Source organism: Cupriavidus sp. SHE, assembly GCF_000812445.1.
GTDB lineage: Bacteria > Pseudomonadota > Gammaproteobacteria > Burkholderiales > Burkholderiaceae > Cupriavidus > Cupriavidus metallidurans.
In genome coordinates this window covers 134,316-155,716 of sequence record NZ_JWMB01000025.1, presented here as the reverse complement: position 1 = coordinate 155,716, position 21,401 = coordinate 134,316, and the positions used below count along the sequence as shown (strand labels likewise).

General features: G+C 60.2%; 21 protein-coding genes and 2 tRNA genes. 11 read left to right on the top strand and 12 right to left on the bottom strand.

Going from position 1 to position 21,401, the window contains the following annotated elements; genetic code table 11:
* Position 1: 1 nt before the first annotated feature.
* The 3 genes from priB to RN01_RS14290 form a co-directional block, all read right to left on the bottom strand.
* Positions 2–301, bottom strand: coding sequence for a primosomal replication protein N (priB, locus tag RN01_RS14300; protein ID WP_017514453.1), 300 nt, complete (start codon positions 299–301; stop codon positions 2–4).
* Between the two features lie 20 nt (positions 302–321).
* Positions 322–696 carry a 30S ribosomal protein S6 gene (gene rpsF, locus RN01_RS14295; RefSeq protein ID WP_008650672.1) on the bottom strand — a complete coding sequence of 125 codons (375 nt, stop codon included), beginning with the start codon at positions 694–696 and terminating at the stop codon, positions 322–324.
* A 117-nt stretch (positions 697–813) separates the two neighbouring features.
* Positions 814–1,815: an asparaginase gene (locus tag RN01_RS14290; RefSeq protein WP_024570455.1), complete on the bottom strand. Its 1,002-nt coding sequence runs from the start codon at positions 1,813–1,815 to the stop codon at positions 814–816.
* Between the two features lie 205 nt (positions 1,816–2,020).
* On the opposite strand from RN01_RS14290, the gene lexA reads away from it, so the two are divergent.
* Positions 2,021–2,677, top strand: coding sequence for a transcriptional repressor LexA (gene lexA / locus RN01_RS14285; protein WP_008650670.1), 657 nt, complete (start codon positions 2,021–2,023; stop codon positions 2,675–2,677).
* 123 nt (positions 2,678–2,800) lie between these two features.
* The gene (locus RN01_RS34295; protein WP_008650669.1) at positions 2,801–2,974 is read left to right on the top strand and encodes a hypothetical protein; all 174 of its coding nucleotides are present in this window, start codon (positions 2,801–2,803) and stop codon (positions 2,972–2,974) included.
* Positions 2,975–3,087: 113 nt separating this feature from the next.
* On the opposite strand, the gene RN01_RS14280 is transcribed toward RN01_RS34295, so the two are convergent.
* On the bottom strand, positions 3,088–3,360 hold the full coding sequence (locus RN01_RS14280; protein WP_024570454.1) for a hypothetical protein: 273 nt from the start codon (positions 3,358–3,360) through the stop codon (positions 3,088–3,090).
* Positions 3,361–3,629: 269 nt separating this feature from the next.
* Here RN01_RS14280 and RN01_RS14275 point away from each other — a divergent pair, with 269 nt between their 5' ends.
* Complete coding sequence (locus RN01_RS14275; RefSeq protein ID WP_039016680.1) at positions 3,630–5,246, top strand: bifunctional aspartate transaminase/aspartate 4-decarboxylase; 1,617 nt, start codon at positions 3,630–3,632, stop codon at positions 5,244–5,246.
* Between the two features lie 55 nt (positions 5,247–5,301).
* Positions 5,302–6,987, top strand: a complete 1,686-nt coding sequence (gene aspT / locus RN01_RS14270) for an aspartate-alanine antiporter (protein ID WP_017514715.1) — start codon at positions 5,302–5,304, stop codon at positions 6,985–6,987.
* Positions 6,988–7,064: 77 nt separating this feature from the next.
* Here aspT and RN01_RS33025 read toward each other — a convergent pair whose 3' ends face one another.
* From RN01_RS33025 to dusA, 4 genes are all read right to left on the bottom strand, one after another.
* A complete protein-coding gene (locus RN01_RS33025) occupies positions 7,065–7,274 on the bottom strand; it encodes a DUF3079 domain-containing protein (protein WP_008650658.1) in 210 nt (69 codons plus the stop codon).
* A 173-nt stretch (positions 7,275–7,447) separates the two neighbouring features.
* Positions 7,448–7,523 (bottom strand) — tRNA-His (locus tag RN01_RS14265).
* 115 nt (positions 7,524–7,638) lie between these two features.
* The gene (locus RN01_RS14260) at positions 7,639–7,899 is read right to left on the bottom strand and encodes a hypothetical protein (RefSeq protein WP_017514717.1); all 261 of its coding nucleotides are present in this window, start codon (positions 7,897–7,899) and stop codon (positions 7,639–7,641) included.
* 925 nt (positions 7,900–8,824) lie between these two features.
* Entirely contained in the window at positions 8,825–9,880 is a 1,056-nt protein-coding gene (gene dusA, locus RN01_RS14255) for a tRNA dihydrouridine(20/20a) synthase DusA (protein ID WP_029700432.1), read from the bottom strand.
* A 548-nt stretch (positions 9,881–10,428) separates the two neighbouring features.
* Between dusA and RN01_RS14250 the strand changes: the two genes are divergently transcribed.
* The 3 genes from RN01_RS14250 (at position 10,429) to RN01_RS14240 (ending at position 12,349) form a co-directional block, all read left to right on the top strand.
* Entirely contained in the window at positions 10,429–10,848 is a 420-nt protein-coding gene (locus tag RN01_RS14250) for a hypothetical protein (protein ID WP_024570450.1), read from the top strand.
* A 27-nt stretch (positions 10,849–10,875) separates the two neighbouring features.
* Positions 10,876–11,385 (top strand): hypothetical protein, encoded by a 510-nt coding sequence (locus RN01_RS34620; RefSeq protein WP_017515724.1) that lies wholly within the window; start codon positions 10,876–10,878, stop codon positions 11,383–11,385.
* A gap of 517 nt (positions 11,386–11,902) precedes the next feature.
* Positions 11,903–12,349 carry a phosphate-starvation-inducible PsiE family protein gene (locus tag RN01_RS14240; protein WP_011516719.1) on the top strand — a complete coding sequence of 149 codons (447 nt, stop codon included), beginning with the start codon at positions 11,903–11,905 and terminating at the stop codon, positions 12,347–12,349.
* A 417-nt stretch (positions 12,350–12,766) separates the two neighbouring features.
* Here the strand turns inward: RN01_RS14240 and RN01_RS14235 are convergent.
* From RN01_RS14235 to RN01_RS14225, 3 genes are all read right to left on the bottom strand, one after another.
* Positions 12,767–12,842, bottom strand: a tRNA-Met gene (locus RN01_RS14235).
* A 267-nt stretch (positions 12,843–13,109) separates the two neighbouring features.
* Positions 13,110–13,670, bottom strand: a complete 561-nt coding sequence (locus tag RN01_RS14230; RefSeq protein WP_008650636.1) for an NADPH-dependent FMN reductase — start codon at positions 13,668–13,670, stop codon at positions 13,110–13,112.
* Between the two features lie 93 nt (positions 13,671–13,763).
* On the bottom strand, positions 13,764–14,846 hold the full coding sequence (locus RN01_RS14225) for an enoyl-CoA hydratase/isomerase family protein (RefSeq protein ID WP_024570449.1): 1,083 nt from the start codon (positions 14,844–14,846) through the stop codon (positions 13,764–13,766).
* Positions 14,847–14,992: 146 nt separating this feature from the next.
* Between RN01_RS14225 and RN01_RS14220 the strand changes: the two genes are divergently transcribed.
* Entirely contained in the window at positions 14,993–15,904 is a 912-nt protein-coding gene (locus tag RN01_RS14220; RefSeq protein ID WP_017515156.1) for a sterol desaturase family protein, read from the top strand.
* Positions 15,905–15,990: 86 nt separating this feature from the next.
* Here the strand turns inward: RN01_RS14220 and typA are convergent, their stop codons facing one another.
* Entirely contained in the window at positions 15,991–17,814 is a 1,824-nt protein-coding gene (gene typA / locus RN01_RS14215) for a translational GTPase TypA (protein ID WP_024570155.1), read from the bottom strand.
* Positions 17,815–18,009: 195 nt separating this feature from the next.
* On the opposite strand from typA, the gene RN01_RS14210 reads away from it, so the two are divergent.
* The 3 genes from RN01_RS14210 to RN01_RS14200 all read left to right on the top strand — a co-directional run bounded on the left by RN01_RS14210 (position 18,010) and on the right by RN01_RS14200 (position 21,389).
* Positions 18,010–18,516: a MarR family winged helix-turn-helix transcriptional regulator gene (locus tag RN01_RS14210; RefSeq protein ID WP_017514001.1), complete on the top strand. Its 507-nt coding sequence runs from the start codon at positions 18,010–18,012 to the stop codon at positions 18,514–18,516.
* 70 nt (positions 18,517–18,586) lie between these two features.
* Complete coding sequence (locus tag RN01_RS14205; RefSeq protein WP_017514000.1) at positions 18,587–20,101, top strand: AdeC/AdeK/OprM family multidrug efflux complex outer membrane factor; 1,515 nt, start codon at positions 18,587–18,589, stop codon at positions 20,099–20,101.
* A 46-nt stretch (positions 20,102–20,147) separates the two neighbouring features.
* On the top strand, positions 20,148–21,389 hold the full coding sequence (locus RN01_RS14200) for an HlyD family efflux transporter periplasmic adaptor subunit (protein WP_017513999.1): 1,242 nt from the start codon (positions 20,148–20,150) through the stop codon (positions 21,387–21,389).
* The last annotated feature ends 12 nt before the right edge of the window (positions 21,390–21,401 follow it).

Genomic DNA, 21,401 nt, shown 5'->3' with positions numbered 1-21,401 from the left:
TTCAATCCTTTTCGAATGCTTTACATCGAGTGATGTGAAAGACCAGTGTCCTGCTGTTGCGGTGCTTGCGGGCCAGAAAGCCTTCGCAATCGAGCAGCGTATCGAGCGGCAACCGCTCAAGCTGCTGGCCAATGGCGCCAATGCCCATGGCCACAATTGCGAACTCCACCTGCCGGGGCGTTTCCGCCTCCAGCGCCTCGCCGGCATGCTGCAGAATGCAGTTGACGACGGGCACTCCGGCCGGCGTATAGCGCAACGCCTCTCGCTCGACGAGCGTGGCGGTCAGCCGAAGCTGGTTCACCGCAACAATGCAGTCCGCTCTCAGGCGGGCTGGCCTTCCGTGGTCGTTTGCGCGGCCTTGCGGGCTTCTTCGCGCTGCACTTCCTTCATCATCGGCGAAGGAGCAGTCTCGGCCTTCTTGGTCTGAACGATCAGGTGACGCAGCACGGCGTCGTTGAACTTGAACGCGTGTTCGAGTTCAGCCAGCGTGTCTTTGCCGCATTCGATGTTCAGGCAAACGTAGTGAGCCTTGGCCAGCTTCTGGATCATGTAGGCCATTTGACGACGGCCCCAGTCTTCCACGCGGTGAATCTGGCCGTTTTGCGACGTGACGAGCTGCTTGTAACGCTCGATCATCGCCGGCACTTGTTCACTCTGGTCCGGATGGACGATAAATACGATTTCGTAATGACGCATTGACGCTCCTTTTGGGATGAGCCACCCGGGCGTCACGTCCGGTGCGGCAAGGTTGAGTAGCCCGCGAGTATAGCCCGAAAAGGGGCCTTCCCGCAAGGATTCGGCGCCCCGCCTGCGTCAGTACTGCCCGAAGAGCGCCTGAAGCCGGGCCGCATCGCGCCCCAGCGAAGGGTCGCCGGCCAACGCCAGCAGCAGCAGCACGCGCGCCTTGTAGGGATTGAGGTCGCCCGCCGAGACAAATACGCCACCTGCCGGTCGCGGCGGTGCGGGGATTGCCACATGACCAGCACCGGTACGCGAGCTTCGCGCCACCGCTACGCCACATGCCGCAGCATCGACGAGCGCGGCCGTCAGCGTTTCGTGCACGGAACCGTTGCCGGCCGCGGCCACGACGAACCCCAGCACGCCGGCGGCCACCATCGCGTCGATGGCCACCCTCCCCGGCTGCGCGTAGCTGGCGACGATCTCCACCAACGGCCATGCAGCGGGCACTGGCAAGCGCGGCGCCTGATCAGGACCCGGGGTGCGCGAGAAATGGACATAGGTGTCCTGTACAAAACCCAGCGGACCGGCAACTGGCGAATGGAAAGCATCGACAGCCGACGTATGCGCCTTGACGACATCACGCGCGGCATGAATCTGTTGATTCAGCACCACGAGCGCACCTTTGCCAACTGCCGCCGGGCTTGCCGCCACGCGCACCGCATCTAGCAGGTTCAGCGGCCCGTCAGCGGAAAGCGACGTCGATGGGCGCATGGCCGCAGTCATCACGACAGGCAACGGGCAAGCCTGCGACAGATGCAGGAACATCGCCGTCTCTTCCAGCGTGTCAGTGCCATGCGTGATCACGATCCCGGCGACATCGTCCTGCGCGGACCAATATCCGATTCGCGAGGCAAGCATCCGCCAGAGATCGAACATCATGTCCTTGCTGTCCACCTGCGCCACCTGCTCCGCTTCGACTCGCGCGACATCGGCCAGCGCGGGCACTGCCTGTACAAGTTGCGATACAGGTACGGTAGCGGCCTGATAGTGAGCGCTACTGGCAGGATTTGCGGACGAACCGGCGATGGTGCCACCAGTCGCGAGCACAACGATACGAGGCAGGAGTACAGACATGGACGGGGTTGACGGAGCTTGTAGGCGGGCCGATTGTAACTGCGCGAACGCCTGGCCGAACCCGTGACAAACCCGTGGGCCTCACCCCACAGAACTACTCGTGTTGAGCCGGCTGCGCAAAATGTGCTTGCACTTCACCCGATACTGTATAAAATCACAGCATACTGTTTAAACATACAGTGCTTCGGCACAAGACCTGCGACCCATGGCGACCCTGACACCCCGGCAGCAGCAGATTTTCGACCTGATCCGCGACACGATCCGCAACACGGGCTTTCCGCCCACTCGTGCCGAGATCGCCGCCGAATTCGGCTTCTCCTCCCCCAATTCGGCCGAGGAACACCTGCGAGCTCTGGCGCGCAAGGGCGTGATCGAGCTGACACCGGGCGCGTCGCGAGGCATTCGTCTGAAGGTGACGCGTAGCGACTCTGAACGACCCGATCAGTTTTCGTTACCGATGGCGGGCGTACTGCAACTGACATTGCCACTAGTCGGTCGCGTCGCAGCTGGCAGCCCGATTCTGGCTGCCGAGCATATCGACCGGCAGTATCAAGTCGATGCCTCTGTCTTTGACGAGCGCCCCGACTATCTACTTCGCGTTCGCGGCCTGAGCATGCGCGACGCGGGCATTCTGGATGGCGACCTGCTTGCCGTGAAGAAAGCCAGCGAAGCCGCGAACGGTAAGGTCGTCGTCGCCCGCCTGGGCGATGACGTCACCGTCAAACGCTTGAAGAAACGCGGCGACACGATCGAGTTGATCGCCGAGAACCCTGACTTCCAGAACATCGTCCTGCATGCAGGACGTGACGAGTTCTCCCTGGAGGGTATCGCAGTTGGCCTGATCAGATCATCAGGCTTCTGACTCTCCGGACCCAGGCAGCTGGCCACCTGCCCCGGTCACCCGCTTTTGCTTTGCCAACGCCGCCCCGTCCTTTACGGACGACGGGTGCGGACTTCTGCTGAACGCAAATTACGAGGTGTTGCCATGCTGCAATCCGAAACCGTCGCATCCCGCCGCCCGGTCAAGCCGGTCCCCTTCCGCCAGATCAAGGGCGTTCGCGTCTACCAGGGCACCCATCGCCGCACCATGGTCGGCAATATGGCCGCCATCTGCCGAATGCTCGAGCTTGCGGAACCATCCTCGAAAACTCTTGATTGAGGCAGCCCGCCCTCTTCTGTCACCATGCACTGCAGCGCATTGCATGTACGGACGATGATGGCCCCGGGACCCGACGCTGATCGGGACCCGACCATCATCAATCTGACTCGACATTAATCGGCCAATGGTGCGCCGAACCAATCGGACGCGAGGTCTGCCTCAAAGGCAGCCAGCCAGGTCGCAGCCCCACCAGCGCCTCCTTTGTATTTCTGTAACTGACCGCCGACCACGCGTTCGACAGTCACCATATCCGCAGCACTCTCCCCCGGATTGAGCGCGTTCGCAACCGCGAATTCGAAATCCTCGGGGACGAATCCGTGCCTGGCGCAAATGGACTCCAGAGCCTCCCGCACATCGGGAGAGAGTTCGTGAAATCTGAGCGTCATGCTTCTCCTCCGCAGCATGTGCAATTCCTGATCTTTACAGATTACTTGCCCGATTTCGCGACGTCGCGCATTTTCCTGGCCATTCGTAGTTCTTTGGGCCAATGAAAATTTCTCGCTCTCCGGCTAGGGTAACAACCGAGAACGTCGATCGTGGCGGAAAGCGCCAACCCAGCATGGTTTTGCCCCATTCGATCCGACGATGACGAGAGGTTGAAGCCTTTCGTCCCTCCCACGCCCCTATACCGCACAGCACCTTCAGGAGATGCACGATGGCCAAGCACGATACGTCAGGGCTCGCCAGCCTGTCGCCTTTCGAACTCAAGGACGAACTCATCAAGTTGGCAGGAAGCGTATCGAATCGCCTGATGCTAAATGCCGGGCGAGGTAATCCGAATTTTCTGGCAACCATCCCGCGACATGGTTTCTGGCAGCTCGGCCAGTTCGCCATGATCGAATCGGAAAGGTCATTTTCGTATTTGCCAGAAGGTGTCGGCGGTTTCCCGCGACGCGCAGGTATCGAGGAGCGGTTCGACCTTTATGCCCGCGTGCACAAGGACGTTCCTGGCGTCAAATTCCTGACCGGCGCCGTATCGTATGTGCGCGACCAGCTTGGTCTGGATGGCGGTGATTTCCTGTACGAAATGTGCGAAGGGATCCTGGCCTGTAACTATCCCGTTCCCGACCGGATGCTCCGATTGAGCGAGAAGATCGTCAAACAGTACATCCGCAAGGAAATGATTGGTGCGCATCCATTCCTGGGCGATTTCGACCTGTACGCCGTGGAAGGCGGAACCGCCGCGATGACGTACCTCTTCAATTCGCTGAAGGTCAATCATCTGATCAATCCCGGTGACACGATCGCACTGGGAATGCCGATCTTCACGCCGTATATCGAAATTCCGGAACTGGCCGAATACCACCTGACCGAGGTTTCGATCGATGCCGACCCCGCAGGTGGATGGCAGTACCCGAAGAAGGAACTCGACAAGCTGCGAGATCCCAAGGTTAAGGCGTTTTTCCTGGTGAACCCCAGCAATCCGCCTTCCGTAAAAATGAGCGATGAAAGCCTGAAATACATCGCCAGCATCGTTGAAGAACGCCCAGATCTGATTCTCCTGACAGACGATGTGTACGGTACCTTCGCCGACAATTTCGTCTCGCTGTTTGCAATGTGTCCCAAGAACACGCTCCTGGTGTATTCGTACTCCAAGTACTTCGGTGCCACTGGCTGGCGCCTCGGCGTTATTGCCACCCACAAGTCGAATCTCTTCGACGAGCAACTGGCGAACCTGCCCAAGAATATTCAGAAGGATCTGAACAAGCGCTATTCCTCCATTACCACCGAACCAGAGAAGCTGCCCTTTATCGACCGAGTGGTTGCCGATAGCCGCACGGTGGCACTGAACCATACCGCCGGTCTTTCCACGCCGCAGCAGGTGCAGATGGTGCTGTTCTCCCTGTTCTCGCTGATGGATTCCGCCGACCACTACAAGCAGACCATGAAGCGGCTGATCAGAAGCCGCAAGGCCGCGCTCTATCGCGGCATGGGTGTTGCGCCGGAACCCGTCGACGAGAACGTGGTCGACTACTACACGCTGCTCGACGTCGAACAAATGAGCCGCGAAGTCGGCGCCGATTTCGTCAAATGGTTGCTCGAATCGATTCAGCCGCATGAGCTCCTATTCAGACTCGCCGAGGAAGCCGGCGTGGTCCTGTTGCCTGGCGGTGGCTTCGGCACCCGCCACCCCTCTGGTCGCGTTTCGCTCGCCAACCTGAATGAAGAGGACTACGTGAAGATCGGGCGCTCGGTGCGCAAGCTGCGCGACGAATATCTGGCGCGATACCAGGAGTCCGGCGGCAAGACGCAGAAGCCGAAAAAGAAATAACCCGGTCGCAGCAAGGCAGTTCTGACTAATCAGTCTACAAATACAGGAGTAGGCTATGACCTGGTTTGTCTCCACCCTCAAGGCGTACCCCGAGATCGCGATTTTTCTCGCACTGGGAATCGGCTACTGGGTAGGCGGGAAGAGCTACAAGGGGTTCAGCCTGGGCGCCGTGACGTCGACACTGCTGGTGGCGATCGTCATCGGCATCCTCGGCGTGAAGATCTCCGCGAACGTGAAATCCGTCTTTTTCCTGATGTTTCTGTTTGCGGTGGGCTATGGCGTCGGCCCGCAGTTCGTTCGCGGCATTGCGAAGGATGGCATCCCTCAAGCCATATTTGCTGCGATAGTCTCGGTGCTGTGTCTCGCAGCACCAATCGTTGCGGCGATGGTCGCCGGATACGATCTCGGGTCGGCAGCCGGATTGTTTGCGGGTTCGCAGACAATCTCGGCGTCCATGGGCTTGGCCACTGATGCCATCAATCGCCTGGGCCGATCTCCGGAAGAAGCCAAACAGCTTCTGGACGGCATGCCGATCGCCTATGCGGTCACGTATATCTTCGGTACGGTCGGCTCGGCAATTCTCCTGGCGCAAATCGGACCCAAACTGCTTGGCATCGACCTTGTAGCTGCCTGCAAGGATTATGAGCAGCAACTTGGAGCCGGAGCAGACGGAGAAGGCACTGAATGGCATGAGTTTGAACTGCGAGCCTACGCGCTGGCCCCCCACAGCCCATACATCGGCAAGTCCGTAGCCGAACTGGAGGCCAGCACGGCCGAAGGCGTACGCGCCTTTATCGAACGCATTCGCCGAGGTGGCAAGATTATCGAGGCACAGCTCGATACCGTTCTGGAGCCTGGCGATATCGTCGCAATCGGCGGAAAGCGCGATCAACTGATTGCCAGACTGGGACCAAGCGGCCGGGAAGTGGAAGACTCAGAGCTGCTCAATGTGCAGACGGAGGGTGTGGACATCTATATCACCAACAAGGAGGTTGATGGCCACACACTGCAGGAGATGGCTCGGTGGCCCGGTGCGCGCGGGATTTTCCTCAAGAGGATCAAGCGCGGACCGACGGAAACGGTCATCCCCGTACTGCCAAAAACCAAGCTTTACCGCGGTGACGTCATCACGGTGGTCGGCCGCACGCAGGACATCAATGCGACGGCGAAGCATGTCGGGTATATCGACCGCCCGACAACGGTGACCGACGTGGCATTCGTGTCGCTGGCGATTACCGTCGGCGCATTGATCGGCGCTATCGTGATCAACGTCAGCGGCATTCCCCTGACGATTTCCACGGCAGGCGGCGCGCTGATCGCAGGTATTATCTTCGGTTGGTACCGGGCCATTCACCCGACTTTCGGACGCATACCTGAGCCAACGCTTTGGTTCATGAACTCGGTTGGCCTCAATGTGTTCATCGCCGTCGTCGGTATTTCCGCGGGCCCGGGCTTTATTGCCGGCCTGCAGAAACTCGGCGTCAGCCTGTTTCTCTGGGGTATTTTCGCCACATCGGTTCCGCTGATCATCGGCATGTACCTGGCCAAGTACGTATTCCGCTTTCATCCGGCGCTCGTGCTTGGAGTCTGTGCCGGCGCGCGTACAACCACTGCTGCGCTCGGCATGATCTGCGAGGCGGCAAAAAGCCAAGTACCAGGCCTTGGATATACCGTGACCTACGCTGTGGGCAACACCCTGCTGACAATCTGGGGGATGGTCGTCATCATGATTCTTTCATGAGCGTTTGCGCCGCTCTGCTGCACTTGGGCGGCGCAAACCGGCTTCAAGGGATTGAAGCGATCAAATCGACCGACTGGTTATCCAAGCCCGGTCTTGGCTGGGGCATCGAGTTGAGGCTCGATGCCCCAATCGCCATGTAGATACCAATCTTCGCCGAGCAATTCGGCGGGGTGCTGTGTGCGGCTTGAGCCATTGCCACAGCCCATTGCATCGGTCGAACAGAATTTGTCGCACCCCCAGCACACGCGCTCCGGGTGTGCGGGATGCAGGGGAAACTTCTTAGCCATGACAAGCGATAGAGGCTGTTGTCTGATGGCTTGATAGTATCCTTGGCGAATCTGGGCGAACGACTGATTCCGGGAATGGTTGATCCAACGCAAGCGCGCCTATTCCTCGCCCACAAGAAGCTTTGCCGAAATGCAAAACAGCGCCCGGAGGCGCTGTTTTGACGACAATTCTTTGGGGTGGCTGATGGGACTCGAACCCACGACGACAGGAATCACAATCCTGGACTCTACCAACTGAGCTACAGCCACCGTAGAGATTCTTCGCTGCCGACGTTGCCGCTCAGCGAAGAACAAGACTATACATGGCTTTTGATTCTGTGGCTAGTATCACGCACAAAAAATTCAACAACGCTCCCAGATGGCGTTATCGACTTCCCTGCCACTTTGCCTCCAGCAGCACAGCTTCCTTGATGGCGGCGATTGTCTCTGCCTCGGTCGGATACAAGGCCAGTAGTCGCTTCGACTTGCCGTTAAGCACATCACTCTGTAGCGCCCTGCCCGATTCGGCCGAGGTCCCTGCGTGCCAGCAGTAACGCGCCGTCCATTTCCCGTCCTGTAGTTGCTCGACTACCCATATCACCCGGCAGCCCTCGAAAACTTCACCGAACGGCTCTTCTGATCCCATTCTGAACCTCCAGGATTCGCTTCCGGACGCACTCACGGCACTTGCATGCCCAAACCCTCTTGCGAGCGACCGGCCAACCCCTACTCTTCTATTCCTCCACTGAGACCACGCCAGACATCTTCGTGGTTCAGCCCGAGTGTCACTCTCATGACACCGGTCGGCATCCTAGCATGGTGGCAGCACCTGCTCATCAGTTCTATCACCCGAGAATCACCCCACAACCGACAAGCACGCGGGCTGAATTTCTTGAGTTTGGATCGATTGCAATCCGCGCTGGCAATGTGAACTGCCTGCCCCACCAATGCAGGGTACAACCTGAAGGCGGTGCTGATAGATACTCTTTCGCGAGGGACATTGACCCCCCTCGACATTCCCGTCAGGCGACCCTCAAACAAGCGTCGCCTGTTTTTTTGCCAGGCGAGGATTATTGGAATAATTCGTTACCGGCCAATTATATTATTTCCGCCCGATAGATACGGAACTCTTTCACCACATGTGCGTCGAAGCGCTGTGTCTGAAAAGCATCTTCACAGGTATGTGAGACAAAAAAAGAGCCCGCAGCGCGGACTCTCAATTTGCGATCTCAATGCCCTGAAGGCGCTTTCAATGTAGTCGCTGTATGTAGCGCACACTATCCGGGCAAACCCAAGGGTCGAGATGTGACGAAACAGGCCCAACAAGAAAAAACAGCCCGCACAAGGCGGGCTGGAAAATCAGTTGAAGAAAGCCCTGTATTCGAGGGCAGGCACAGTTTAAGAACATGAGGCGCCACTGGCGAATTAGGGGAATCCCTTTGCCGGCGCGGGTTTCGGACGGCCCGACGGGCGCAAACGCCTCAGCAGCATACATTTGCGCCCGATCGCATGGAACGAGCGTTCGTTTTTAGAACCTTTCCTCGACATGCAGAAATCTGACTGACATCAAATTACGCCGCTTCCTGGAGGCCTGGACGAAGGTGTGAGCGCGCCTCCTCGAACAGGGCATCCACATCTGCACGGGCGCGCGCCGCATTCATTCGACGGGCATCGGAAAGCACACGGCGCCAACCGCGGCCACCATAGATTCCGCGATGGAGGCCCAGCATATGGCGCGTTGCAGCCCCCATATAGCCACCCTTCTCCACGAGATCGCCAATATATGCCTGCATCGTCAGTTCGGCCATTTCGCGCGTCACGATAGGCGCAGTCCCGCCATAGAAACGTGCATCCATTTCCGAGAGGAAATAGGGATCGTGATAAGCCTGACGCCCGATCATTACGCCGTCGACGTGCCTCAGGTGTTCGTTTATTTCACCGTACGAGACAACACCACCATTAATCAGGATTTCCAGATGTGGAAATTCCCGCTTTAGTTCATAGGCGACTTCATATCGCAGCGGCGGAATTTCGCGATTCTCCTTTGGGCTCAGCCCCTTCAGAATCGCATTACGCGCGTGGACGATGAATATGCCACAGCCGGCCTCCGCAATAGTGCCGACAAAATCACGCACAAATCCGTAGTGCTCGATCGTATCAATGCCAATGCGGTGCTTGACCGTCACCGGTACCGACACGACATCACGCATTGCCTTCACACAGTCGGCCACAAGCTGCGGTTCGGCCATCAGGCACGCACCAAACGCACCGCGTTGCACGCGCTCGGACGGACAGCCGCAGTTCAGATTGATCTCTTTGTAGCCCCACTGCTCGCCCAATTTTGCCGCTTGGGCAAGGTCCACCGGCTCGCTGCCGCCAAGCTGCAGCGCCACGGGTTGCTCCGCCGCACTGAAATCGAGGTGCCGCGCGACATCGCCGTGCAGCAGCGCGCCAGTCGTCACCATCTCCGTATAGAGCCAGGTGTGTTGACTCAGGGCGCGGTGAAACGTCCGACAATGGCGATCAGTCCAGTCCATCATTGGCGCCACAGAAATTCTACGGCGCCTGATATTTCCTTGGTTTCCGCCTCTGGACTCGGTTTGTGGGGTGCTACTGGTCTGTTCCATTGCCTACTGATTCTGCCTGTTTCGTCCCATTTTCCGTACAAAGTGCCACGATGTAGCACACAACTACTCGCGTAGCACCGGGACCATGGGGACGATCACGCAACGTGTGCGAAAGGACGGAAGTATATGGCACACAGCGCAGATTCGCCTGAAGCAAGGCGGCACTGTAATGTTCACCGAGGCCAAGACGTTTGACCGGAGACAGGCGACCACGTTCTGGCTGGAAGAAGCGGGAGCTTGCGCAGCCTGTGAAAGGCACCTCCGTGAACACCGCCTTTAACCGCGCCCGCAAATTGCTCGAGATCGACGACCTGCACTTCCGTGACATGCGGCACGAGGCAGCATGTGCTCCCGACACTTTCAGTCTGGGCCTATGGACCACCTTGCGCGACGTAAGCAGAATCAAAATGCCACTCGCGCGTTCCACCCCGCGACCTACATAGCGCCCTCGTTGGGCGCTTTTTTCTGCGACTTCGACGGGGCCCGGGCGACAGCGTTTCGAGAAGTGCATATACCACGGCACGTACGCACCGGAGGACTTGGGGCGCTTGATTGCAAAGATGGACACCAGCATAAGAACGACAGAACCCCTGGAACCTGCCGCGGAAGAACCAACTCTGATTGAGCTCGCTCGCATATTTGCCGAAAAGAGCTCTCAAATTCCCGACATCATCCCGCCTTATGTTGCATCGTCTCTTGTAACGAACGAACGACGTTACTACTACGTAGCGGGCAAAGACCGCGAAGGCAGGCCCCGCCTTTTTGAGGTGTTTCTGGCTAACCCGACAGGCGAGTTGGATGCAGTCCCAGCATGTCTTTATCCTGGAGCCGTCCTTGAGCTATTTCCCACAGACCTCCAGATATTGGCCGCGCCAGACCCCTGGGGAGGCAAAGTCCCGGACCTGACGACCACGCAGATCGCGGACGGACTACAGTCGATTTATCTCGACGAGCAACGGAATGGCTAGCTCTAGTGCGAGCGATAGGACTCACCGATGAAATCCCCTGCCCCAGCGCTGCTCCTGCTCGTCTTGGCCGTCTCAGTCTTCAACGGCGCCGTCTTCGCAGCAGAGCCCATCAACGGGTTCCGCGGTTTGCGCTGGGGCGATCCTGTCTCGTCAATCCCGAATGCCCGGAAAACTCAGAGTCTTGCAATAGGGGAGCACTGTTATGAGCGACCAGATGACACGCTCACAATGGGTAAGGCAACCTTGAGCGACATCCGATATTGCTTCTACAAAAACCGGTTCTCTTCCTTGATCATTACGTTCCCGAGCGAACGCGACGGCGACGCGATAAGGCTGGCGCTAATCGAAGCATACGGTGTACCCAGCCAGCCCCATCCCGATCTGAAACATCATTACCGGTGGCGCACATCCAAGGCCGAAGCGATCCTGGAGTATCGGCTTGAAGGTGGGGCGTTCATCGCCAACTCGGAGGCCCTCCTCCGCGAACGCAAGAACGAAATCAAGTCTAGCGCCAAGAACCACAGCCCCGACCGCTAGGGCGGCCTCGAGGTTGACGTCTGGCCTGTTAATCGTCGCAACGCCCATGGAAATGTGCGCCTCTTCAGCGTTGGCCACCTTCGTCTTGCGACTCACCCCCGAACGAGCTCCTCTGCTGCGCCCTTTGACTCCGGCCTTTTGAATTCCCATTTGAAAGTAGGGAAGTTCTTTGCGCGCGAGAGGGCGCGCAGCCTAGGTCTCATGAGTCACTCAGGGTTTTGAGCCATTTCCCTGCCTCGGCGCATGTGCCCTCCTCGGTCTGATATTTAGTGCCAACCTCTTTGCAGTCGGTGCCAAACCCGCTCTTTGCGGGCACGTCAGGGACGGCCGGACGGTCGAATTTTTCGCGAAGAGGGTCAGACTCATCAGCAAGGATGGGTATGAGATGAGACCGACAGTCTATGCCGTCTACGCAGTCATTCTAGTCGCCGTGGTCTGCCGAGAAACGCCAGGTCAGGACGCGCTTGGTGGCACCAACTATTTGCGGACAAGTTCTTAACGAGGAGTCTCGCCGGTTATGCAAGTGGAAAAGAAGATCACTGCCAAAATCACATTCTGGTTCGAACAATCCATTCTTGTGGCCGCTCAGATCCTGCTGATGGCGGTAATCTTGGCGATGGTTATTCAGCTTTGGATCATGTTCTCGTCCGATATTCTCGAGCGCGTTAGCAGCATCGATACCGTTCCGGAGCTTATGAAGTCGGTACAGACAGCCTTTTCCGGCGTACTGCTCATCATTCTCGGGCTCGAACTTATGGAAACACTGCGCGTGTATTTCAGATCGCACCGCGTTCGGCTGGAAACCATCTTGGCCGTGGCCATCATTGCCGTCGGCCGCCATGTGATTAATTTGGATGTGGAGCACATGTCGGGCGGTTCCCTAATGGGCGTGGCCGCAGTGGTGCTCTCGCTAACGGGTGGTTACTTTCTGGTTCGATTCAAGTCGCCACCGTCTGCAGATTGAGAGCATCAAACCCGTCCACCGGTCGGCCTGGTGTGCCTTCAGCGCCAACACCAAAGGCCGCCGACAGATCAACGTCACTCGCGCCGCCCGGATCCGACGGACTACGTCGGCAACATCGCTTAGCTTGCGACGACGCGCCAGCATTCCCTCACCCAGCGAGTCGTGCCGAATGGAGTCCACAAGTTTGCACATGTCATACGGGCATTTTTTGGTGGCTGCGCCCACTCTAGCGAACCACACGAAAGACAACCACGCCATGCACCGATCGTCATTCGTGTGAACGCTGACGCCGATGCCAGTGCATTGAGTCGCCGATGCCATCACGCTGTGCCGAAATAATTCTGGATTTTTGACAATCACGCCAACGACACAAAAACAAAAAGCCCGCGCGGCATGAACCGAGCGGGCTTTCAAATCTGGTTGCGGGGGCAGGACTTGAACCTGCGACCTTCGGGTTATGAGCCCGACGAGCTGCCAACTGCTCCACCCCGCGGGGCGAACTATACGCGGATCTGCAGTGCATTGATACAGGAAAATGCAAAAAAGCCCGCGCGGCGTGAACCGTACGGGCTTTGGGCGTGACTCTGCAATCTGGGAAATTAGGGTCGCTGGCACCATCTGCCACGTCCGCGGAGGCTGCATGACGCCCGAGCAGGCCTCTCCCTGACGACCCGATGGAGAGCCCACACATCGGCGCAGCTACCAATAAAAACGGCGCCCAAAGGCGCCGTCACGATACTCGGACTGCAATTCAGTGCAATCAGCGCGGTGCGTTCCTTTCTACCCAGGCTGCGAAAGTCGTCAGGTACTTGTTCAGGAAGCCACGCGTGGATTCATTGGCGATATTGCCATGATCGTCGAAGAGCTTGTCCACGCCGCTGATATAGGCCTCGGGCTGCTGCAGCACCGGAACGTTCAGGAACACCAGCGACTGGCGCAGATGGTGGTTGGCGCCGAAACCGCCGATATTGCCCGGCGATGCGCTGATCACGCCGCCCGGCTTGCCATCCCAAGCGCTCTGACCATAGGGGCGCGAGCCAACGTCGATCGCGTTCTTGAGCGCTGCAGGCACCGAACGGTTGTACTCAGGTGTCACGAACAGCACGGCGTCAGCACGACGGACGCGGTCGCGGAACGCCACCCATTCCGCCGGCGGATTGGCATCGTCGTCCTGGTTGTACAGCGACAGCTGCCGGATCTCGACAATCTCGAGCTTCAGCTGCGGCGGCGCGAGCGCCGCGAGGGCCTTGGCCAGTTTCAGGTTGAAGGAGTCCTTGCGCAGGCTTCCCACCAATACGGCAACATCGCGAGGATTGCTCATAACGGTTCCTTTCACTGCTTGAACGAGTTCGAACGAAGTGAAGCCTGGCCCGCGACAACGCTGCAGGCCAGTCCAGCCGACACTCTACTCGACTTACGCGACCAGCGTGGCCAAGGGATGATCATCCTTGCGCCATGGACTATCGAAGAACGCACGCACGCGCGCCGCACTCACCTCGTCCAGGCGTGGCGGATTCCACTTCGGCTGGTGGTCCTTGTCGATCACCAGCGCGCGAATTCCCTCGATACCGTCGCCGTGACGGAACACGTCATGCATCATGTCGAGCTCCATCCGCAGTTCATCTTCGAGCGACATCGTGCGAGCGCGGCGGATCTGTTCGAGCGTGACGCAGAGCATCAGCGGTGAGCGGCTGCGCAGCGTGGCAGCGGTTTGCGCGGCCCAATCGCCATCGGCGTCGCTGACAGCTGCCAGGATCGCCTGCGCGGAGGCGCCTGCGAACAAGCTATCGATCAAGGCAGCACTCGAAGCCAGCTGGCTGGTGGATGGCACGCAGGCGTCGGAGTGCTGGCGCGTGAACGACGCAATCTGCTCGAGCACCGCTTCGCCACTCGTGAACTGCCGCGCCTGCAACGCTGCAACCATCTCGGCGATCGCGTTCGTTGGCAGATAGGCATCGGCCAGCTTCGCGTAAATGGCATCGGCCGCACCGATCACCGCGCCGGTAAGGCCCAGATACTCGCCGATATGGCCTTGCGTGCGTGCCAGGAACCATCCCCCGCCAACATCGGGGAACAGACCGATATTGGTCTCCGGCATCGCCATTTTCGTCCGCTCGGTGACGATGCGCAGCCGCGCGCCTTGCGAGATCCCCATACCACCGCCCATGACCACGCCATCCATCAGCGCGATGTAAGGCTTGGCATAGCGATGAATCAGATGATTGAGCGCGTATTCCTCAACGAAGAACTGATCCAGCAGCGGATCGTTCGCCTGGTGTGCCTGGTAGAACCAGCGGATATCGCCGCCGGCGCAGAATGCCTTGCCGCCCGCGCCAGCCACTACCACGGCGTGGACTGCGGGATCGTTCTCCCAGCTTTGCAGTGCGCCGGTGATCGCGCGAATCATCTCGAGCGACAGCGCGTTGAGGGCCTGCGGCCGGGTCAGTGTCAGATACGCCACGCCGCCCTGCACCTGGGTCGATACAAACTCCGTCATTTCTGTCTCCATCATTGCAGGCAGCGATTCTACGACAGACCCGCCAAAGCGCCTGCCACGGCACAACACGGGAAACCCCCAATGCGCGTATGCGTATGGAGGAATCCCTCCATGCGAAACTGAGAAAAATATGCACACTGTCGCCCATGACACCGCAAACCCCTGCCCCCGAGGCGTTCGATCCCGGCCTGATTCTCCTGGCCTTTGCGCCGGTCTTCGTGCTGACGATAGGCTGGGAAGCCTGGTACTGGTGGAAGCGCGATCGCTCGGTCTATAGCTGGCGCGACACGCTCTCGAATGCCACGCTCGCACTGATGCATCAGGCATCCGATGCACTGTTTCTCTGGCTGATGGTTCGCACGGTCTACACGTGGTGCTACGCGCACGGACTTCGCGCGGTGCCGGAGACTTGGTGGTCGTTCGCGCTGCTATTGATCCTGCAGGACTTCCTCTATTACTGGTTCCATCGTGCCAGCCACCGGGTGCGCTGGATGTGGGCGTCGCACGTGGCGCACCACTCGTCGGAGGGCATGAACTTCTCGACGGCCTTCCGGCAGAGCCTGACCTACCCGATCTCCGGCATGTGGATTTTCTGGATCCCTCTGGCACTCGTCGGCTTCACGCCTGACTGGGTGATCCTTGCAGTGGGGTTGAACCTGGCGTTTCAGTTTTTCGTGCACACGCGACTGGGGCGACGTTGGCCGCTGGTTGAGAGACTCGTCAACACGCCATCGGTCCATCGCGTCCACCATGCGAAGAATCCTCAGTACATCGACCGCAACTACGCCGGGGTTCTGACGATCTGGGACCGGATGTTCGGTACCTTCGTGCCCGAAGAGGAAGCGCCGCAGTACGGCATTACGCGGCAGATCCGCACCTACAACCCGCTGACGCTGACATTCCACGAATGGCGCGACATGTTCGCGGATGCCTGGCGTGAGCGTGACCCACGATATCTGTGGAAGCCGCCCGAGTGGCGCAGCCCTCGATCCGCACTGATGCCCAGCGTGGGCCAAACGCCCGCTGCCGAGCACGGACAGCGCTCCGACGCGATGTGATACGAACCTGCGCACTTGGAGACGCTAAGCGCCCATAAAAAAACCGCGCCACACCGGGCGCGGTTTTTTCTTCAAGCGGATGCCTGTCAGGCCACCGATTCGCGCGAGGCGCGCTTGCGCTCGTGCTCCTTCAGGTGGCGCTTGCGCAGACGGATGCTCTTCGGCGTGATCTCGACCAGTTCGTCGTCGGCGATGAATTCCACCGCGTACTCGAGCGACATCTGGATCGGCGGAACCAGTCGTACGGCTTCGTCGGTACCCGAGGCACGGACGTTGGTCAGCTGCTTGCCCTTGATCGGGTTCACAACGAGGTCATTGTCACGGCTGTGGATGCCGATGATCATGCCTTCGTACAGCGCATCGCCCGGCTTCACGAACATACGGCCGCGATCCTGCAGCTTCCACAGTGCGTAGGCCACGGCGTCGCCATCGTCCTGCGAGATCAGCACGCCGTTGTGGCGTTCACCCAGGCCGCCTTCGCGCACCGGCGCGTAGTCGTCGAAGATGTGGCTGATCAGGCCGGTACCACGCGTCAGCGTCAGGAATTCACCCTGGAAGCCGATCAGGCCACGCGCCGGAATGCGGTATTCCAGGCGGGTGCGGCCCTTGCCGTCCGATGCCATATCGAGCAGTTCACCCTTGCGGCGGCCCAGCTCTTCCATCACCGAACCCTGGTGGCCGTCTTCCACGTCCACGGTCAGCAGTTCGTACGGCTCGTTCTTGACGCCGTCGATTTCCTTGAACACCACGCGCGGGCGCGACACGGCCAGCTCGTAGCCTTCACGGCGCATGTTTTCCAGCAGGATGGTCAGGTGCAGTTCGCCACGACCCGAGACTTCGAAGATCGTATCGTCGCCGGTCTCAGCCACACGCAGCGCCACGTTCGACTTCAGCTCGCGGTCCAGACGCTCGCGCAGCTGGCGGCTGGTCACGAACTTGCCTTCGCGGCCAGCCAGCGGCGACGTGTTGACGCAGAAGTTCATCGTCAGCGTCGGCTCGTCCACCTTCAGCATCGGCAGCGCGTCCTGGGCCTCGGGGGCGCACACGGTGCAGCCAATGCCCAGGTCCTCGATACCGTTGATCAGCACGATGTCGCCGGCTTCCGCCTCGTCCACGATCTCGCGCTCCAAGCCGCTGAACTTCAGCACCTGGTTGATACGACCCTTGATCGGGTTGCCTTCCGGACCGAACTTGACCACCACGTCCTGCAGCGGCTTGGCGCGGCCGCGCGAGATACGGCCGACGCCGATCTTGCCGACGTAGCTCGAGTAGTCCAGCGAGATGATTTGCATCTGCAGCGGACCGTTCGGGTCATCGTTACGCACCGGCACCTTGTCCAGCACGGTTTCGAACAGCGGCTTCATGTCGCCGTCGCGCACGTCTTCGGTCAGGCCGGCATAGCCATTCAGGCCCGAGGCGTACACCACGGTGAAGTCCAGCTGCTCGTCGTTGGCGCCGAGCTTGTCGAACAGGTCGAAGGTCTGGTTGATCACCCAGTCCGGACGGGCGCCCGGACGGTCAACCTTGTTGATCACGACGATCGGCTTCAGGCCCAGGGCCAGTGCCTTGCGCGTCACGAAACGCGTCTGCGGCATCGGGCCTTCCACGGCATCCACCAGCAGCAGCACGCCGTCGACCATCGACAGCACGCGCTCCACTTCACCGCCGAAGTCGGCGTGGCCCGGGGTGTCCACGATATTGATGTGCGTGCCGTTGTACTCGACGGCACAGTTCTTCGCGAGGATGGTGATCCCGCGTTCCTTTTCCAGGTCGTTCGAGTCCATCACCCGTTCGGCGATTTGCTGGTTCTCGCGGAAGGTGCCTGCCTGGCGCAGGAGTTGGTCGACCAGGGTGGTCTTGCCATGATCAACGTGAGCGATGATGGCGATATTACGGATGGCGCGGGTCATTGCGGCGTCCCCTGAAGGCGGAGCGATCGAAAAAATTAACCCAACATTCTAGCATGTTGCAGCGCGGAACGACGTGCTTTTGCTCAGAATAGATCAAGGGACACCATTGCGTTTCCTGCAATGGCAAATTTCTATTGTTGCCGTATCATCAGCACATGCTTATATTTGCCCAGGCAAAGATTGCAGCGACAAGAGATGACGTCAAACACACCCGGCGACCTGTTCGATCCGGATCACTACGAAATCGGCAAAAGTGTCGGCTATCTGCTCGCCCGCGCCAAGAGCGCGCTCTCCCAGGGCGTTGAGCAGGAAGTCAGCAGCCTGGACATGACGCACGCCCAGGCCAGTTGCCTGATGATGCTGGCCAAGGGCGAGGCCACAACGGTGACCGACCTGGCCCGCAATCTCAATACAGATGCCGGCTCGGTGACCCGCCTCCTGAGCCGCATGGAAAAGCGGGGCCTGATCGAACGCACGCGGCGCGACGATGATCGCCGCGTGGTAGATCTGTCGCTGACAGCCGAAGGCGAAGCCATGGTCGAAAAACTGCCCGTGGTGTTTTGCAATGTGATGCGCCGACACTTCGTGGGGTTCAGCCAGGAAGAAATCGAGACCCTGCGCGACATGTTGCTAAGGCTGATCGCCAACAACGGCGGCATTGCGTCGGCGGCCAGTTGTCCGCTCGACAGGAACACGGGATAGCGCTGAACAAGTATTCGAATAGAGGATGAGCGCCCTTCCCGTTGAAGCAAGATCTGGTCACAGTCACACAATGAATCTCTCCCCTTCCTCCACCCTCGGCCGCAATGGCGTTGCGGCCCGCACCGGCAGCCTGGCCTTGACGGTCCTGGCTGCCGCTGTCATTTCCGGCTGTGCCGCGCTGGGCAATTCGCACAGCACGCAGACGTTGGCCGAACCCGGCACGATGGCCTCGCCGCAGACGTTCACCGCTGATCACGGCCAATGGCCGTCACAGGACTGGGTCGACCAGTTCCATGATCCGCAACTGCGCGCACTGGCCGACGAAGCCGTCAAGGACAACCCGAACCTGCAGGTCGCGCTGGCACGCCTGGAGGCCTCGCGCGCAATGGCCGATGCCACGCGCGCGGCGCTGTACCCGAGCGTCGATTTCGAAGGCAGCATCATTCGCCAGCGCTTCTCGGCCACCGACCTCTTCACCGGCACGCCGCTCGCCGGCTCCTGGCAGAACCAGTCCCGCCTGCAGTTCGGGCTGTCTTGGGATCTCGACTTCTGGGGCAAGAATCGCGACGCGCTCGAAGCCGCCCTGTCGGATGACCGCTCAATGGAGGCTGAGAGCCAGGCCGCACGCCTGATGCTCACCACGTCGATCGCACGCAGCTACAACCGACTGGCCGCGCTCTTCGCGCAGCGAGACGTTGCCGAACGTGCCATCGCCCAGCGCCGGGACCTTACCGATCTGTCCCGTCAGCGGCTGGCCGCCGGCCTCGACACCCAGGTGGAAACCACGCAGGCCCGCGCCACGGTTGCGTCGGCGCAAACGGAACTGCAGGCCATCGACGAGGAAATCGCCCTGGCGCGCAACCAGATCGCCGCGCTGCTCGGCAAGGGCCCGGACCGCGGCCTGCAGATCACGCGCCCGACGCTGCTGGCTAACCCGACGCCACAATTGCCGGACGACCTGACGATCGGCCTGATCGGCCGCCGCCCCGACATCGTTGCCGCCCGCTGGCGCGTGGAGGCCACGTCCAAGGACATCAGCGTCGCCAAGAAGGAATTCCTGCCTGACGTGACACTGACGGCGTTCGCCGGCCTGGCGTCGCTGGACCCTGCCAACCTGTTGATGAGTGTCAGCCGCACGTTCGGCTTCGGCCCGACGCTGCGCCTGCCGATCTTCGAAGGTGGCCGCCTGCGCGCCAACCTCAAGGGCAAGTACGCGCAGTACGACATCGCCGTGGCCAGCTATAACCAGACGCTGGTCGACGCGTTGCGCGAGGCCGCCGATACGGTGATCAGCATCCGCAGCGTTGATCAGCAGATCAAGACGCAGCGCGAAGCACTCGAACTGGCCGAGCACGCATACTCGCTGGCCACCACGCGCTACAAGGCCGGCCTCGGCACGCAGTTGACCGTGCTGAACGCGGAGAGCACCGTGCTGCAGCAACGCCGTCAGGCGACGGATCTGCAGGCGCGCCGCCTGGATCTGCAGATGGGCCTGATCAAGGCCCTCGGCGGCGGCTATCACGAGGAGGCCGACGATAAGGCCGGCGCCGTAGAACAGAACACGGAAAAGGGCACCCGGGGCTGATACGCCGGGCAATGCAAGACACGACGAAAATACGTACGAGATCGATATGAGCAACAACCCGCAATCGGCCAGCCAGAAACCCGCTCCAACCGGTGACAGCAAGCGCAAGCGCCTGCTCACGACGCTCACTGCCGCGATCGTGGTGGCCGGCGTCGGCTATGGCCTGTACTGGGGCCTCTACGCCCGCCACTTCGAAAGCACCGATGATGCCTATGTGGCCGGCAACGTAGTTCAGGTGACCCCGCTGGTGGGCGGCACGGTGGTGTCAATCGCCGCCGACGACACGCAACTCGTCACTGCTGGCCAGCCGCTGATCCAGCTCGACCGCGCCGACACGCAGGTGGCCATGGAACAGGCCGAAGCCCAACTCGCGCAAGCCGTGCGTGAAGTACGCACGCTCTATGTGAACAACGCCTCGCTGGCTGCGAACGTGGCATTGCGCGATGCCGATGTAGCCAAGGCACGCGATGACCTGCGCCGCCGCCAGGCGATTGCCGGCTCCGGCGCGGTCTCGAGCGAGGAAATCTCGCACGCCCAGACCGCGCTGAAAGCGGCCGAGTCGGCGCTGCTTGCCTCGAAGGAGCAACTCGCGTCGAATCAGGTATTGACCGACCAGACCACCGTGGAAAAGCACCCGAACGTGCAGCGCGCCGCCGCCAATCTGCGTTCGGCCTACCTGTCGTTCGCCCGCTCCACGCTGCCGGCGCCGGTCACCGGCTATGTGGCCAAGCGCTCGGTGCAGGTTGGTCAGCGCGTGGCCGCCGGCACACCGCTGATGGCCGTGGTTCCACTCGATCAAGTCTGGGTCGACGCCAACTTCAAGGAAGTGCAGATCACCCATATGCGCATCGGCCAGCCGGTGGAACTGGAAGCTGACGTCTATGGCTCGAAGGTGAAGTACCAGGGCCATGTCGAGGGCTTCTCGGCCGGTACCGGGGCGGCGTTCTCGCTCCTGCCCGCACAGAACGCCACCGGCAACTGGATCAAGGTGGTGCAGCGTCTGCCGGTGCGTATCGCGCTGGACGCCCAACAACTCAAGGAGCATCCGCTGCGTGTCGGCCTGTCGATGAACGTCACCGTTGACGTGCGCAAGGAAGAAGGCGCCGCGATGGTCACCGCAGCCAACGCCCGGCCGCTGCAGACGGACGTCTATGACAAGGTGGCGCAGGATGCCGACGAACTGATCGCCCGCATCATCTCCGTCAACAACGGCGGCCGCACGCCGGTACCGGCTGCGCCGGGCGGCGCCAGCGCGGCGCGTGCAGCGGCCAAGCCGGCCAACACCTGATTCGCGGCCTGA